This is a genomic window from Fimbriimonas ginsengisoli Gsoil 348 (assembly GCF_000724625.1).
Taxonomy (GTDB): Bacteria; Armatimonadota; Fimbriimonadia; order Fimbriimonadales; family Fimbriimonadaceae; genus Fimbriimonas; species Fimbriimonas ginsengisoli.
This window is the reverse complement of the sequence record NZ_CP007139.1, coordinates 5156649-5169440: the sequence shown is the minus strand read 5'-3', so window position 1 is coordinate 5169440 and position 12792 is coordinate 5156649. Positions and strand designations below refer to the sequence as shown.

At 60.9% G+C, this 12792-nt stretch carries 13 protein-coding genes; 5 read left to right on the top strand and 8 right to left on the bottom strand.

Annotated elements, in window-relative coordinates; genetic code table 11:
* Positions 1-161: 161 nt before the first annotated feature.
* On the bottom strand, positions 162-722 hold the full coding sequence (locus tag OP10G_RS23400; protein ID WP_025228004.1) for a hypothetical protein: 561 nt from the start codon (positions 720-722) through the stop codon (positions 162-164).
* 162 nt (positions 723-884) lie between these two features.
* Here OP10G_RS23400 and atpD point away from each other — a divergent pair, with 162 nt between their 5' ends.
* Together atpD and atpC are read left to right on the top strand one after the other, a co-directional pair.
* Positions 885-2321: a F0F1 ATP synthase subunit beta gene (gene atpD / locus OP10G_RS23395; RefSeq protein ID WP_025228005.1), complete on the top strand. Its 1437-nt coding sequence runs from the start codon at positions 885-887 to the stop codon at positions 2319-2321.
* 4 nt (positions 2322-2325) lie between these two features.
* The gene (gene atpC, locus OP10G_RS23390; RefSeq protein ID WP_025228006.1) at positions 2326-2736 is read left to right on the top strand and encodes an ATP synthase F1 subunit epsilon; all 411 of its coding nucleotides are present in this window, start codon (positions 2326-2328) and stop codon (positions 2734-2736) included.
* Positions 2737-2778: 42 nt separating this feature from the next.
* Here the strand turns inward: atpC and OP10G_RS23385 are convergent, their stop codons facing one another.
* The 6 genes from OP10G_RS23385 to OP10G_RS23360 form a co-directional block, all read right to left on the bottom strand.
* The gene (locus OP10G_RS23385) at positions 2779-3525 is read right to left on the bottom strand and encodes a hypothetical protein (protein WP_025228007.1); all 747 of its coding nucleotides are present in this window, start codon (positions 3523-3525) and stop codon (positions 2779-2781) included.
* A gap of 78 nt (positions 3526-3603) precedes the next feature.
* Positions 3604-5448: a glycosyltransferase family protein gene (locus OP10G_RS23380; protein WP_025228008.1), complete on the bottom strand. Its 1845-nt coding sequence runs from the start codon at positions 5446-5448 to the stop codon at positions 3604-3606.
* 20 nt (positions 5449-5468) lie between these two features.
* Positions 5469-5852 (bottom strand): hypothetical protein, encoded by a 384-nt coding sequence (locus OP10G_RS23375; RefSeq protein WP_144241339.1) that lies wholly within the window; start codon positions 5850-5852, stop codon positions 5469-5471.
* Between the two features lie 725 nt (positions 5853-6577).
* A complete protein-coding gene (locus OP10G_RS23370) occupies positions 6578-7735 on the bottom strand; it encodes a DUF4350 domain-containing protein (protein WP_025228010.1) in 1158 nt (385 codons plus the stop codon).
* Entirely contained in the window at positions 7732-8583 is an 852-nt protein-coding gene (locus tag OP10G_RS23365) for a hypothetical protein (protein WP_144241338.1), read from the bottom strand. The genes OP10G_RS23370 and OP10G_RS23365 overlap by 4 nt, the downstream gene beginning before the upstream one ends.
* 13 nt (positions 8584-8596) lie before the next feature.
* Complete coding sequence (locus OP10G_RS23360) at positions 8597-9640, bottom strand: hypothetical protein (protein ID WP_025228012.1); 1044 nt, start codon at positions 9638-9640, stop codon at positions 8597-8599.
* A gap of 95 nt (positions 9641-9735) precedes the next feature.
* Here OP10G_RS23360 and OP10G_RS23355 point away from each other — a divergent pair, with 95 nt between their 5' ends.
* The 3 genes from OP10G_RS23355 to OP10G_RS23345 all read left to right on the top strand — a co-directional run bounded on the left by OP10G_RS23355 (position 9736) and on the right by OP10G_RS23345 (position 12335).
* Positions 9736-10437, top strand: a complete 702-nt coding sequence (locus tag OP10G_RS23355) for an outer membrane lipoprotein-sorting protein (RefSeq protein ID WP_025228013.1) — start codon at positions 9736-9738, stop codon at positions 10435-10437.
* A 625-nt stretch (positions 10438-11062) separates the two neighbouring features.
* Entirely contained in the window at positions 11063-11614 is a 552-nt protein-coding gene (locus tag OP10G_RS23350) for an acyl-CoA thioesterase (protein ID WP_025228014.1), read from the top strand.
* 109 nt (positions 11615-11723) lie between these two features.
* A complete protein-coding gene (locus tag OP10G_RS23345; protein WP_025228015.1) occupies positions 11724-12335 on the top strand; it encodes a hypothetical protein in 612 nt (203 codons plus the stop codon).
* A gap of 2 nt (positions 12336-12337) precedes the next feature.
* Here OP10G_RS23345 and OP10G_RS23340 read toward each other — a convergent pair whose 3' ends face one another.
* Complete coding sequence (locus tag OP10G_RS23340; protein WP_025228016.1) at positions 12338-12778, bottom strand: hypothetical protein; 441 nt, start codon at positions 12776-12778, stop codon at positions 12338-12340.
* Positions 12779-12792: the final 14 nt, after the last annotated feature.

Here is a 12792-nt window from a genome sequence, read left to right as displayed (position 1 = left end):
CCGTTCCGCCCGCCAGGAGCGCGGGCGTCCTCGCCCACTCCCCAGACCCCGGGCGTCTCGCCCGGTCCCCTGCGCCGGTCCCTGCGGCGGTCCGCCGGACATTACGGACACCCCAACTTTTCGACGTCGCACGAACATCGCCGACCAGGAGGGGCCTGGAATTAATCGCTTTCCAACAGCGGCCCCGTTTTCCAGTCTCGACCCGACAACAATTCCTCCGCGACGACGTCGAATTCGGGCCTAATGTGGTGCGAGTGGGGGCTGGGCATCTCCGGGACCCCCGGCGTGAGGCCCTGCGACTCGAGGAGCGGCACGTACCGTTCGGCGGGGCCATAGGCATAGATAAGGTCGTGCTGATCGTAAAAAAGTAAAGGTTCCGGCGAATCGTTACCGATAAAGACGTGGTGCCGGGCGTCCCCTTGAAAGAAAAGGCGAAATTGATCGAGCAGGAGCTCGAGAGATTCGTGGTCGAGACGTACCGACAACTCGTAGCGTCCTTCGGCATATCGTCCGAAAGGACCGAGAAGAACGTAGACGAACCGGAACGGCCCATCGATCTGCCGGGCGAGGGCGAGGAATAGGCCGATCTGGTCCCGTTTCGGCGCGATGACGAGCCGCCCCTTCTCCCGGTGATAAACGTTGGCGTAGCGATGCGCGACCATTCCGGCTCCCGGCTCGTGCCGTCCGAGCTTAAAATCTGCCGACGCCGCTACATCCTCCATCTTCCTCTAGTTTACGGCCAAGAGATCGAAACTCAGTTGCGACGCCGCCGAGCGGTAAACCTGAAAGCGTAGTAGCCGCTTGGAGCGGGGCGAAGGTATACTCCTTCTCCGATTGGGTCTGGCCGAATCGGTCGTAACCCATCGTAGGAGATTTACTCAAGCATGCCCGGAACCGGCAAGATCATTAGCGTCGTGGGACCGGTCGTGGACGTTCGATTCACGGCTGACACCCTCCCCGAGATCTACAACGCGTTGGAGATCAAGGACCCCGCTCGAAGCCAGACTCTCATCTGCGAGGTTGCCCAGCACCTCGGAGACGACATCGTCCGCGCCATCGCCCTCTCAACCACCGACGGTCTCGTCCGTGGAATGGAAGCGGTGGACACCGGCGCCGCGGTTTCGGTGCCCGTGGGTAACGACACCCTCGGCCGAATCTTCAACGTCACGGGAGACCCGATCGACGGCCTTCCGGCACCCACGGGCGCGCCGCGCCTGCCGATCCACCGCGATCCGCCAAGCTTCGACGAACAGTCGACGAAGGTGGAACTGCTGCAGACCGGTCTAAAGGTCGTCGACCTGATGATTCCGTTCAACAAGGGCGGAAAGATCGGACTGTTCGGCGGAGCCGGTCTCGGAAAGACGGTTCTTATCCAGGAGCTCATCCGAAACATCGCGGTCGAAGCCTCGGGCGTGTCGGTATTCGCCGGCGTCGGTGAGCGCACCCGCGAAGGGAACGACCTCTGGCGAGAAATGTCGGAGACCGAGTTCAAGGACGCGAGCGGCCAAATGCTCCGCGTCATCGACAAGACGGCGATGGTCTTTGGCCAGATGAACGAGCCGCCCGGCGCACGCCTCCGCGTCGCCCTCACCGCTCTCACGATGGCGGAGTACTTCCGCGACGTGGTCGGCAGCGACGTTCTTATCTTTATCGACAACATCTTCCGGTTCGTCCAAGCCGGCTCCGAGGTATCGGCGCTTCTCGGACGTATGCCGAGCGCCGTCGGCTACCAGCCGACGCTCGCCACCGAAATGGGCGGCCTCCAGGAGCGGATCACTTCTACTAAGAAGGGATCGGTTACCTCGGTACAAGCCGTCTACGTCCCGGCCGACGACCCCTCCGACCCGGCCCCGGCCACCACGTTCGCTCACCTCGACGCTTACGTGTACCTCGACCGGAACATCGCTTCGAAGGGTCTCTACCCGGCGGTCGACCCGCTCTCCTCGACGTCCAAGAACCTTGACCCCCGCGTGGTCGGCCAGGCTCACTACGACGTCGCCCGCCGAGTGCAGCAGACGCTGCAGCGGTACAAGGAGCTGCAGGACATCATCGCGATCCTCGGTATCGACGAACTTTCGGACGACGACAAGACACTGGTCGCTCGCGCTCGAAAGATCGAGCGGTTCCTCTCGCAGCCGAACTTCGTCGCCGAGCAGTTCACCGGTAACCCTGGCCGGTTCGTTCCGGTCGAGGAGACGGTTGCGGCGTTCCGCGAGCTGGTCGACGGAAACCTGGACGATATCCCCGAGCAGGCGTTCCTTTACTGCGGCGGTCTAGACGACGTCCGCGAGAAGGCGCGCAAGCTGCAGGCGGTGGCCTAACCTCATGCCGCGAGATTTCCACCTTTCCGTAGTGGCGCCCGATAAGTCGGTCGTCGAGGAAGAGGTGCAATCGGTGATTGCGCCAGGGTTGGAAGGTTATTTCGGCGTGTGGGCGGGCCACATCCCGCTCGTCGCCGCATTGCGGCCCGGGCTGTTGGAGTACCGCGACCATGCGGGAAATCAGCACTTCGTGTACGTCGGCGGCGGCTTCGCCGAAGTGCAGGGTGAGAAAGTAACGGTCCTCGCCGACGAAGCGCAACTCGCCCGAGAGATCGACATCTCGGAAGCGGAGCGAACCCTGGAGAACGCCCGACGGGCGCTCCGGGGCGAGGACAGCGCTACGCAGGCCGAGGACGCCGTTCTCGAGATCGAGCGAGCCATGAGCCGCCTCCGAGCTGCCCGCTCCTCGCGCTAGCGAAGAGCGGACGTTGCCTGCCGTACAAAGTACGGCAGGCGTCTACTGCTTGGCGATCGAGAAGGTCCCGTGCGTCGCCGTCGACGCCGTACTCACCCAAGTTCCCGCAACGACGTTGCTCGTCGTTGTTCCGGTGCAGACGAAGCCGGTCGCGCCGGAAGTGGTGGTGAAGGTCACCCGGTTGCCGATCTGGACGCCCGCCACGGTCCCGGCGACATCCGTGCCGATTAGGGACGTTCCGGCGAAGCTCGAGTCGCCCGTCGATGTCGCCACCACGCGAAATGTCTTGGGAATGTTGTCGGAGGCGCTGGTGATCGTTCCAAGCCAGGTCGAGCCGTTTGTCACCACCGGGGTCGATGTGAAGTGGCTCTGCGTAACCGTTCCGCTTTCCCCGTCCGACGTGTAGGTGCCGGAGAACGAATCGCCGTCGACGGTGCCGACGAGGTGGACGGAGGTTTGGCCGCCCGGCAGAGCGGGGTTGAAAGTGATGGTGGCGTCGATATCTCCGCCGGCGTCCGTTCCGGTAACCGTCCCGATGTACGAGGCGGTCACGCCGCTTGTTACGACGGTCAGCCGCGCGGTTCCGCTGACGTCCGCCCCGCTCTGAGAATAATGGATATCCAGGTCGCCCGAGGAGGCGCCGGCGAGTCGAGCCTCTGAGAACGATCCGACCCAGTCGCCGGCGGCCGAACCGTTCGGATTGTTGACGTTACTGCCAGAGCCGCCGCAGCCGATTGCGCCGAATATTCCAATAAGGACCGCCGATCCCGTGATCCATCTCAATCGCATAGATTCTCCTTCGCGCCGTTGCGCGGACCTAATGTATCGGAGATTCGGCTCCAACCCAACCCGTTTATGGACTTTGCCTTACTCTCGCAGCTTGACCAAGCTAAATCGCGATCCTTTGACCACCACTTCGCCAAGTTGCTCCGCGGTTACTAGGGGCAGGTAGTTGACCGTCTCCTGGGCAGGCAAGATCGCGTAGTTCGCGTGGATTCCGCGGGCGAACGCTGTTCGCTCTTCGTCGCTCATGACGTTACGGACTTGAGGGAGAGGCTCGCGGAGGAAAAATCGATACATCTCCCCGGCTCGGTGGGTGTAGTTTGGGGTCTCGCTCCAGTGTCCGGCGTAGGTGTAGGCCCCGGTAAGGCCAGATGCGAACGGCGCCAAATCGGGCAAAACCGGCTTGAGGAAAGTATCCGGGATCGGATTGCCGGTTTGGCTGTCTCGTGCCTGAGCCGGCGTACCCGGGAGGGCGAGGAGAACTTTTTTCCCGGGTTGCGAGTTCAGGTAGTCGAGGATAGCGACCACGTCGGTTTCGAGATACACCGGATGGCGGGTCGTGTTGGAGACATCGGTCCCGATGAATTGCAACTCACGCGCAAGCCACCGCACGGAGGTCGCTCCGAGCAGGATCGTGCATAGGGCCACGACGAGGTTTCGGACGGATCGCTCCTGAGTGCGAAGCATGCTATGGAGACCGAAGGCGGCCAAGATCGCCCAGGGAACGCTAAGCCCCATCGTGAGTTTCCGCTGGAAGAGGCCAGGGAAGTAGACGGCTACGGTACCAATCACGGCCCAAGAGAAGAGGAGGTTCCACCCCGGACTCTCGTCCGAGGCCAGGGTAACTGCGGCGATCGCCAGGAGCAGCGCTCCCGCGAACGCCGGAATTCCCATGAAGTAGCCGCCGGTGTGGTTCGAGGCGAGTAGATACATTCCGGCGAACAAGAGGATGGCGAGGGCGATACCGACGACTCTCCGCTTTCGCGTTCCGGCATCGGCCGTCCGCATGGCCGCGCCGACGAACGCGAATAGCATCAGTACGAGATATCCGGGAACGACTTGCCTGAAATTGGGCGAGTACGTCTCCGTGGCCGCTCGCGCCTGGAAGACCGGGTCGTTATCGAGGACGTGCTTGAACCAGAGGGCGGCGGGCAAGACTCCCGCAACGATTACCGCGGAGCGCAGGAGCCAGTCGCGGGTTACTTGGCGCTGCACGAGGGCGGCGCCCAGGAAGCCGACCATCACCAGCGCGACCATAAGCACGTCGTAGCTGTGGATGTTCATCAGCAGGCCGATCGCCACCGCGCCCACTCCCGCCGCCCGCCAACTGGTTCGGGCGTCTAGAAACGCTTGAAAGGTGGTGAGGATCAAACACAGGCTGACCATGAACAGCCCGTTAGTGAGCATGGAAGGGAAGACAAAACCTTCGGGCTGCCAGATGTCGACGGGCCCTTCTGGCCCGAAGTTGTGCCAGTAGAGGAACCCGAGCCCGCCGCCGATGATGGTGAGCGCCACCGCCAGCCGCGCGGCGAAAAGCTCATCGGTTACACGCCGTGCCAAGCGGTAAGCAAGCCAGATGAAGAGCGCCGAGAATCCGAGCCGCCCAAGGGTTGCCGCGACGGCGATTCCGGTGACCTTGGCGATTAGGCCGAGAACGAAGAAGTAGAGATGGACGGTGAGTCCCGGTTGCGGATCGGTGGTGAACCGGTTGTCGAAGAACAGATGGCCGTCCATCGCCTGGCGCATCCAAGCGGCATAGACCATATGGTCGTCGGTGTTGTACTGGTAGCCGACGTAGCGAGATCCAGAGGGAGCGCTGAGTGCTCCGTAGATGGCAGGAAAGGCGGCGAATAAAACGGCGACGATTACCGCGAACCAGACGAACTTCGTCTCGGATTGTCGCCGTCCGTCGGCATCGATCTGGGCCATTTACGTCGCCGTAGTATTCCCTACTTCGGAATCGGCCGGCCCATCTGCTTGTAGATCGCGATCATCATGTCCGATTCTTTCTTCGCGACCGGATTATTCGGGTTGATCTTAAGCACCTCCCGGTAAATCCGGAGCGCCTGACGATACTTGACCTTAGCCGGCAACGCCGGAGACTCCATGCTGGCGTGGCCGTACTTGGTGGCGGCTTCCTCAAACTTGTCTCGAGCCTTCGGATTCTTCGGCGCCTTGGTATAGGCCGCCTTCGCCGTCTTGTAATCCCTCTCGAACTTCTTCAACTCCGCCGTAGCCTTCGCCATCTCCGCCGGGCTTGGTTGGGCGCCGAACTGTTGAGAGAAGGCGGCCGTGGAGATCAGAAGGCCAAGGAGGATAAGCAGTCGCTTCATGAACCCATTGTATCGCATGGGCCAGGTTCCCCCTCGCCAGGATAGCGCTACTTGTTACTTGGAGAATCGGCGTAATTGCAGACGCAATGGCCACTGCCGCTGATCGCGTGGCGATGTTTAGATTTGGATGTCAATGTCCTGCTTACGAGGACCGTTTCCTGGGAAGGTGTCGCGTTGCGCTTCTCACGAGGTCATCTCCTATTAATCGAAGGTGCCTCCCCGCGCAGATCCCTGAGTCAGCGCTGAAGGCGCGGTGTCTCAAAGCGAAGGGTGAGCGAAGCGTAACCCTGGTATCGAGCCGATGAACCCTCCGAGCCCTGAAAGCGGCGATATCAACTGTCCACGATCAACCTCCTCTCGGCTTTGGTGATATCTCTCGGCTTTGGTGATATCTCTCGGCTTTGGTGATATCGCCCCTACAGGGCTCGAAGGGGGTGGGTGGCTCCGTTACCAGGGTTACGCTTCGCTCACCCTTCGCTTTGGTATTACGCCACCTTCGGGGCTGGATTCGGTTGGATGTACGTTGGGTCAGATTGCCTTCGGCGGTTAGGAGCATCGTTGGGAGAAATGCAACGCAAAAAGCTCCGCGAGGGAAGGCAGGGTGGGGGGAAGGTTCTTGTAAGCGGCGCCGATCGCCGATGGGTGGTTCTCGCCGACTCGGTATCTGGAGAGGCAGGTTGCCCGAGCAAGAACTCTGTCGCCTATGGAGTGAGTTGGTAAATGCTCTATCGAAACTCCGTAGCACGCCCCCGCCGGGCGCCCAAGAACAGGTCTGTTTCTTTCCGCGCCTTTACAATCAGCTCGAGTGCCCGCTCGGGCGGAGTGCGGGCTTCCATCTCCGACGCGGCCTGCAGGCGCGTCAGCGCCACCGCGAGCGATTCCGGCAGGTGTCGGTCGCGATCGGCGCGGACGGCGTCGCGCGGGAGCCGGAGCGCGCTGCTGATCTCGTTGTTCGTCCTCTCCAGCGCTGCCGCCATCGCCGCCTTCGTTTGTTTCCCCCGGTGATAGGTGTAGGTGAGCGCCTCCAAAAGGTCGCGCGCTCCCCGCTGGGGTGGCCGCGTTTCTTCCGGGATCCCGAACCGCTTGCCGAGCGTGTACACCACCACCACGCCGAGGAAAAGGATCTGCTGCCAGCCCGCGTACGCCCAAGCGCCGATCGACTCCATCAACCCAGGATTATCGACGTCCCCGAACGAGGCTTGGGCAAAGACGAGGTGGTCGCCGGGTCGGGCGATTGTGCCGATGAGCGCTAGCGCCGCCCGGGCATCGTCCCCCCGGTCGAGGAACCGGTTTGTAACGAACGATCCGCTCTTTGCATACAGCACCCGCCCCTTTCCGATTTGATACGCCCGCACTAACGGTCCTTCGGAAGTATCCCAAAGCCCGATGTTCGGCACCTTATTCGAGGCCGCCCAGTCGTCAAATTCATCCGACAGATTAGAGGAGACAAGCATCGAGAGCGATCCCGGACGGCCACGAATCGTCACCTTCTGCGGCGTCGAGGCCAGTAACGCTTGGCTCTCCGAGCGAAAATTGGCCGGAATGGAGAAGACAACTGCCCGCCCGCCTGCACGAATTTGTTTGAACACCTCATGCCGGAACGTCGTGTCGGTCTCCCCGATGGTCGGACCCTGGTAGGTCATCGAAAATGTGACCGCGACATCGTTCGAAGCCAGGCGGGGTCGCGGATGTCGGTCGATCCTCACGTCGTATCCATTCCGCTTCAGCAGCTCGGCAAGCGCGGCGGTTCCGCTCGGTGAATACGAGTCCGCGCTCGGCTTGGCCGTGTCGTCCCGCTGGCCCAGCGAAAGGATCGAAGACGAAATCGCCAGCAACCCCAGGAGCACCCACACGAAGCTAGGAAGGGAACGGAGCCGTTTCACGCGGATCCTTCCTTGAGCGTCTTCGAGAGGCCCAGATACCAATTTCGGAAGAGATCGACGTCCGGCATCCCCTCGGTTCGTTTGCCGTACCAGATCCGGTCGAACGCTTTTGTCGGCGGTCCAAAATCCAGCCCCGCCGGACGGCGCGAGCTCGCGTGGATGCGCGAAAGATGCTCCCAATTCGTCTCATGCCGGTCAAACCTCGCGACCCGGTGCTCGTCGAAGCGGAGCAGACATGCAAGGTACAGAGCGCGCACCGCCTCGCGGTAAGCCCCTTGGGCGGCAAACTCGTCGGCCGCCTTCAGCCACTCGTCGAGTGTTCGCTCCGGCTCGTCGTCTTCCAAGACCGCCTTGGCCTTCCGAGCGAGCTGACCCTTCCACGAGAAATGCTTGACGCCGAGGAAGATTAAAAAGCCGACCGCGGCGGCGAGGGCGCCCCACATCACATACGTGATCCAACTGAGATTGACGTTGGGAGCGTCGACGTTCGGCGGGCGCATGTTGAACCGCAGGTTCTTCAGCCTCTCCAGGGCCGCGCCGAGCCAGTTCGAGCCTTCCGCCACTCCCGCATCGGAGTAAAAGGGGGAGTTCTTGATCTGTTTGACCACCCCGGATGGGTCCGCCTTGCTCACCGCCCCTTCATTCATCGATCGGAGCTCTAGCATCGACTGAAGGGTCGCCCTCGTTTCCTTGTCGCTCGAGCCAGACTCGTTCAGCTCCGAGCTGATATCCGGATCGTTCAAGGCGTCCGGATCCGATCGGACGATGCCGATCGCCGCCTCATCGGTCGGCGCCGCGTGGACGCGCTTGGCCAGCGATGCGAAATCGCTCGACCACGCGAAGCTCACGACGAGCGTGAGGCTACAGCTCAAAACGGCTCGTACGAGAGCTCCGCGCAAGGTCACGCCCCAAGATCTCAATGTCGAACCCCTCCAGCCGAATTCGGCGGTCGTAGTAAAGCATCGTCACCGTCGTCGCCCACACGGGAATGACGGTCCAAATGGCGATAAAGGCGGGCAGCAGTTCCAGCGCCTTCTGGAATATCGGTTGAAGCGGAAGTCCCGACGTCAGGCCGTGGAAATGTCCCGGAACCTCCAGCACGGAAAAGCAAATCTCGATCCCGCCCCATAAGACCACGACCATGAAGCCGATTAAGATGTAAACGCTCCATACCGCCGCAGTCCCGGGGCCATGGAACGGCACCTTCTTCATCAGGGCGCGCGCCCGCTTGCCCGCCATCTTGGGGCCGAGGTCCTCCAACACGGTCACCGGCGCGACCAATGCGTCGCTCGCAAGCACCGAGAGGCAGATCATGAACCCGCCGAACACCCCGAACAGGCCGAGAAGCACAACGATCCCGCCGGTGGCGCTCGTCTCCGGGGTCATTTTCGTCAGCCACTCTCCCAACAAGGTGACGGCGCCCGCGACGAGGATTCCGGAAAGCGAGAGGAGGAGCTCGCGGAAAGTAACGAGAAGGAGCCGGGGCTGAGCCCGCCGCGCCACTTCTTGGGCCGCGCCGGGGTCCACCGCATTCCCCACCATGTAGTCGGACACCAGGCTCACCACCAGCGCCGTGGTGTAGGAAAGACCGGTCATGAAGAGCGGGCCGCCAAAGAAAACCGCCATGAGAATGGCGAGCGCTACATCGGCGATGTGGCGGGAAAACTCGCCATTGTCCTGGCTGTAGAGTAGCCCCGGCAACACGTAGACCATCACGAAGGCGACGGCCGAGAGACAAAGGAGCGCGGGGACTACGGTTAGGCGTAGAAAGGAAAGTCCGAGCTGCTGATAGAGCCTCAGCGACGCATCGATGATTTCGCCCGCCGTCATGGGGCGCAAGCGCGATGCGACAAGGGTCTTCGAGCCCCTGAGCGAAAGGTAACGCGCCACCGGATCGGACGTCACGATAAGTTACAGTGTATCCAACCTTTCACCTTGCCGGATCAATGGCGTCGCTCGGTTTCGAATGGTTCGGGAAGCGCGAAGGATAAACTCAACCCATGATCATCACCACCGCGGTGGCGGTTCTTGCACTCACGCAGGGCGCCCAAAACATTCAGTCGTTCGTTCAGCCCGACCTTAAGGACGCTACGTTCGTGGCCCGCAAGGTAAAGGCCGACCAGCGCGAGCTTCGGAAGATCAATGACTCGTTCGGTAACTCCTACCGATTCGACACCACCACGATTTACTTCAAGGAGCCGTTCAAGGTCCGCCTGGAAGCGAGCGTCGAGGATACGACCGTCGTCTACGTCCTCAACGGGCCGATCCAAACGATCAAGATGCGCAGCTTCCACCAGCGCCTCGATCTGACCGGCAAACCGGGCCGGCGGCAGACGCCGCTCGATTTCGGTCTGTTGACCCCGTCGCTGTTTGAGGGGTTGTTCCAAGCCAGATTCGTCCGCAACGACCGGGCTACGGGAGATGTCGTATTCGATCTGACCTATCCGGAGCGACTTGACGACACGAGCCGCCATCGTATTTGGATCGACCCGCAGAAGAAGTACGTGACGAAGCGCGAATGGTACAACCAGAGCGGCCGGCAACTCGCCACCTTCATCTACGAAAACCCGAAGAACGAGGGCGGCGTCTGGATGCCCACTCGGATGACGGTGAAAAACGTCGACAACCGAGTCGCTGGAATCACCACTTACGATTCCATCAAGACCAACACCGGCTTGTCGGATTCGATGTTCCAGGGTTGATGGGCGGTTAGCGGTCTGCTGGTTAGTCCGGGCTCGAATTCAGGGCGAGAACCTCGCGTTCGCGGGGCGGGCCCCGGACTAGTGCTCACGAGGGCCGATCTGATGGTCGGAGACGAACGGGCTAGATTCCCCTTGTCTGATATGGCCCGTAGTCCGCACTTAAACAGGCCATGTCAATCCTCTAGAACCCGATGTAGTCGCCAAAATCCGGCATCAGCGCTGAAAGCGCGACCTTCTAAAGCGAAGGGCGAAGCCCTGGTCATGAGAGCACCCATACCTCCGAGCCCTGAAGGTGGCGACCTCATTCTTCGCCGTCCCTTCCGCCAACAATCGTGGGCAACCAGAACACGCACCAGGGTTTTTGCGATGGTCCGTAGCTGCGGTTCAAGGCTCCTCCGGGGATAAATCCCCGGGCTACGGGCAAGATAAACATAAACCTAATTTGTGAATGACCATCATCCCTGGGTTATGGGGTGAACTAAAATTGTTCTTGATGGCCAAGAGGCTGGGGCTCTTCAAGCCATCACTCATCAAACATCAAGCCCGGAATTCTCCACCCCCAACCCCCTCCTCATCGCACAAACATCGACGAGGAGGGGGCTTCCGGAGTGTTCACAATGAACCCGTGAGCGAACTTACGGCAAAGCGGGTTTCGGAGACTCGCGTCGAAATGGCTTTGGTGATGGAGCCGAACGATGCGAACTTCCTTGGGAAGGTTTTCGGAGGGACAATCCTCTCCAAGATCGACCTGTGCGGTTACGCAACCGCCTCCCGCTTTGCGGGCACGATCTGCGTCACCGCTAGCTTCGATCGGGTCGATTTTCTCGAACCGATCGAGGTGGGCGAGCTCGTCACCTTTGTCGGCCACGTTTCCTACGCGGGGCGTACCAGCGTCGAGGTGACGATCGAGGTTTACGCGGAGAATATCCTGCAGAACATCCGGCGGCACACGAACACCGCTCGGGTGACGATGGTGGCGATTCGCGACAACAAGCCGACCCCGGTCCCCAAGCTTATCTTCGAAACCCGCGAAGATAAGATCCGCTTCCTCGAAGGAAAGCTTCGCCGCGAGCTTAGGTTCAAGCAGAGGGAAGAGCGGCAAAGGATTTTCGACGACTACGCTCAGGCAAGCGACGAAGAGCTCGACCGGCTATTGGACCGAAGCTCGGGCGCTTAGTCCAAAGGAACTATTGAATGCCTCCCTCCGCCAAAGAAGTTCAGACTCGGAGGCGAAAATGCTACCGACTTATGGTTGCAGTTTCCTTCCGCACCCTCTAAGATAAGTTATGGACACGGCGATTCGAAAGAGCATGTCCCGGACCACGCCGATGCTGGCGATCGGACTCATCTTCATCGCGGCCTTCGCGTGGTTTCGAAGGGCGAACGCGGCGGCATCGCCGGACACTTACGCGAACTATTCGCTGGTGTACGCCCTGCCCTCCGGTTGGAAGGAGATTCCGCACAGCCCTCAGGCAATCTTTCTGTTCCGAAGTCTTCACTCAGACCTCTTAATGCGGGGCGCGATGAACGACGTCGTCGCGGACTACAACCCGACTCCCGATCTTGATCGGGACGGTTTGGCGCAATGGATGCTGGACATCACTGCCGCCAATCTGAAGTCGTGGAAGGGTGAGATGCTGGATACTGTGAACGGCACAAACGGAACCACGTTCCGCCTCGTCCGCCGTTGGAGCCCCGACAAATGCGTCGTCTCGGCCATCGCCGTCCGAGGCAACACCTCCATCGTGGTAACCCTCTCCGGCGACGAACGAAAGGTCGACATCCTCGACCAAGAGATGCCCGCATTCCGAACCTATCTAACAACGCTCGGCATGTCTCCCCACGTCTACAAAGACAGCGACGAGACTCTGAGTCAAAGACCGAAAGCCAAGATGTAGGCCTAAAACTCGCCTGCTCCAGCCGTTTCCGAGGGTTCCACGGCGTATCGAATGTGCGTGATCCATGTATCGGGCGCCTCATTTCCGGTGATGACGGTAACCCATCCGGGCTCTTTTTGACGCTTTCGTAGGAGCGCCTCCCGCTTGCTTTTGCTATGACCAGGTTTGATGCCGACCTCTCGATCGCCGAATTTCCAAATGCTGGTTCCGTCCTTCTGATACCTCAGGTGGTATCCCAATGCCGCCAATTCAGCGGCGGCGTCTCGCTGCACCCATTGAGCGTCCTGGCGCCAACTGTAGATCCGGTACTCCATCAGCCCAGCAGATCCGTTACCGACCCCCGACCCGATCAGGCCTTGCCCGTTTAAGAATCGAAAGCGATCTATCCGGCGGGAGTCCGAAACGATCCTCGCCAGAAAGACGACCGGGGAGGCGATCAGCAAGAAAAACAGCAGAG

Excerpts from the sequence above, each read along its gene's own strand:
- atpC (WP_025228006.1), top strand. The coding sequence starts at position 2,326 with ATGCCGCGAGATTTCCACCTTTCCGTAGTGGCGCCCGATAAGTCGGTC.
- atpD (WP_025228005.1), top strand. The coding sequence starts at position 885 with ATGCCCGGAACCGGCAAGATCATTAGCGTCGTGGGACCGGTCGTGGAC.
- OP10G_RS23380 (WP_025228008.1), bottom strand. The coding sequence starts at position 5,448 with ATGGCCCAGATCGATGCCGACGGACGGCGACAATCCGAGACGAAGTTC.
- OP10G_RS23355 (WP_025228013.1), top strand. The coding sequence starts at position 9,736 with ATGATCATCACCACCGCGGTGGCGGTTCTTGCACTCACGCAGGGCGCC.
- OP10G_RS23345 (WP_025228015.1), top strand. The coding sequence starts at position 11,724 with ATGGACACGGCGATTCGAAAGAGCATGTCCCGGACCACGCCGATGCTG.
- OP10G_RS23375 (WP_144241339.1), bottom strand. The coding sequence starts at position 5,852 with ATGAAGCGACTGCTTATCCTCCTTGGCCTTCTGATCTCCACGGCCGCC.
- OP10G_RS23400 (WP_025228004.1), bottom strand. The coding sequence starts at position 722 with ATGGAGGATGTAGCGGCGTCGGCAGATTTTAAGCTCGGACGGCACGAG.
- OP10G_RS23385 (WP_025228007.1), bottom strand. The coding sequence starts at position 3,525 with ATGCGATTGAGATGGATCACGGGATCGGCGGTCCTTATTGGAATATTC.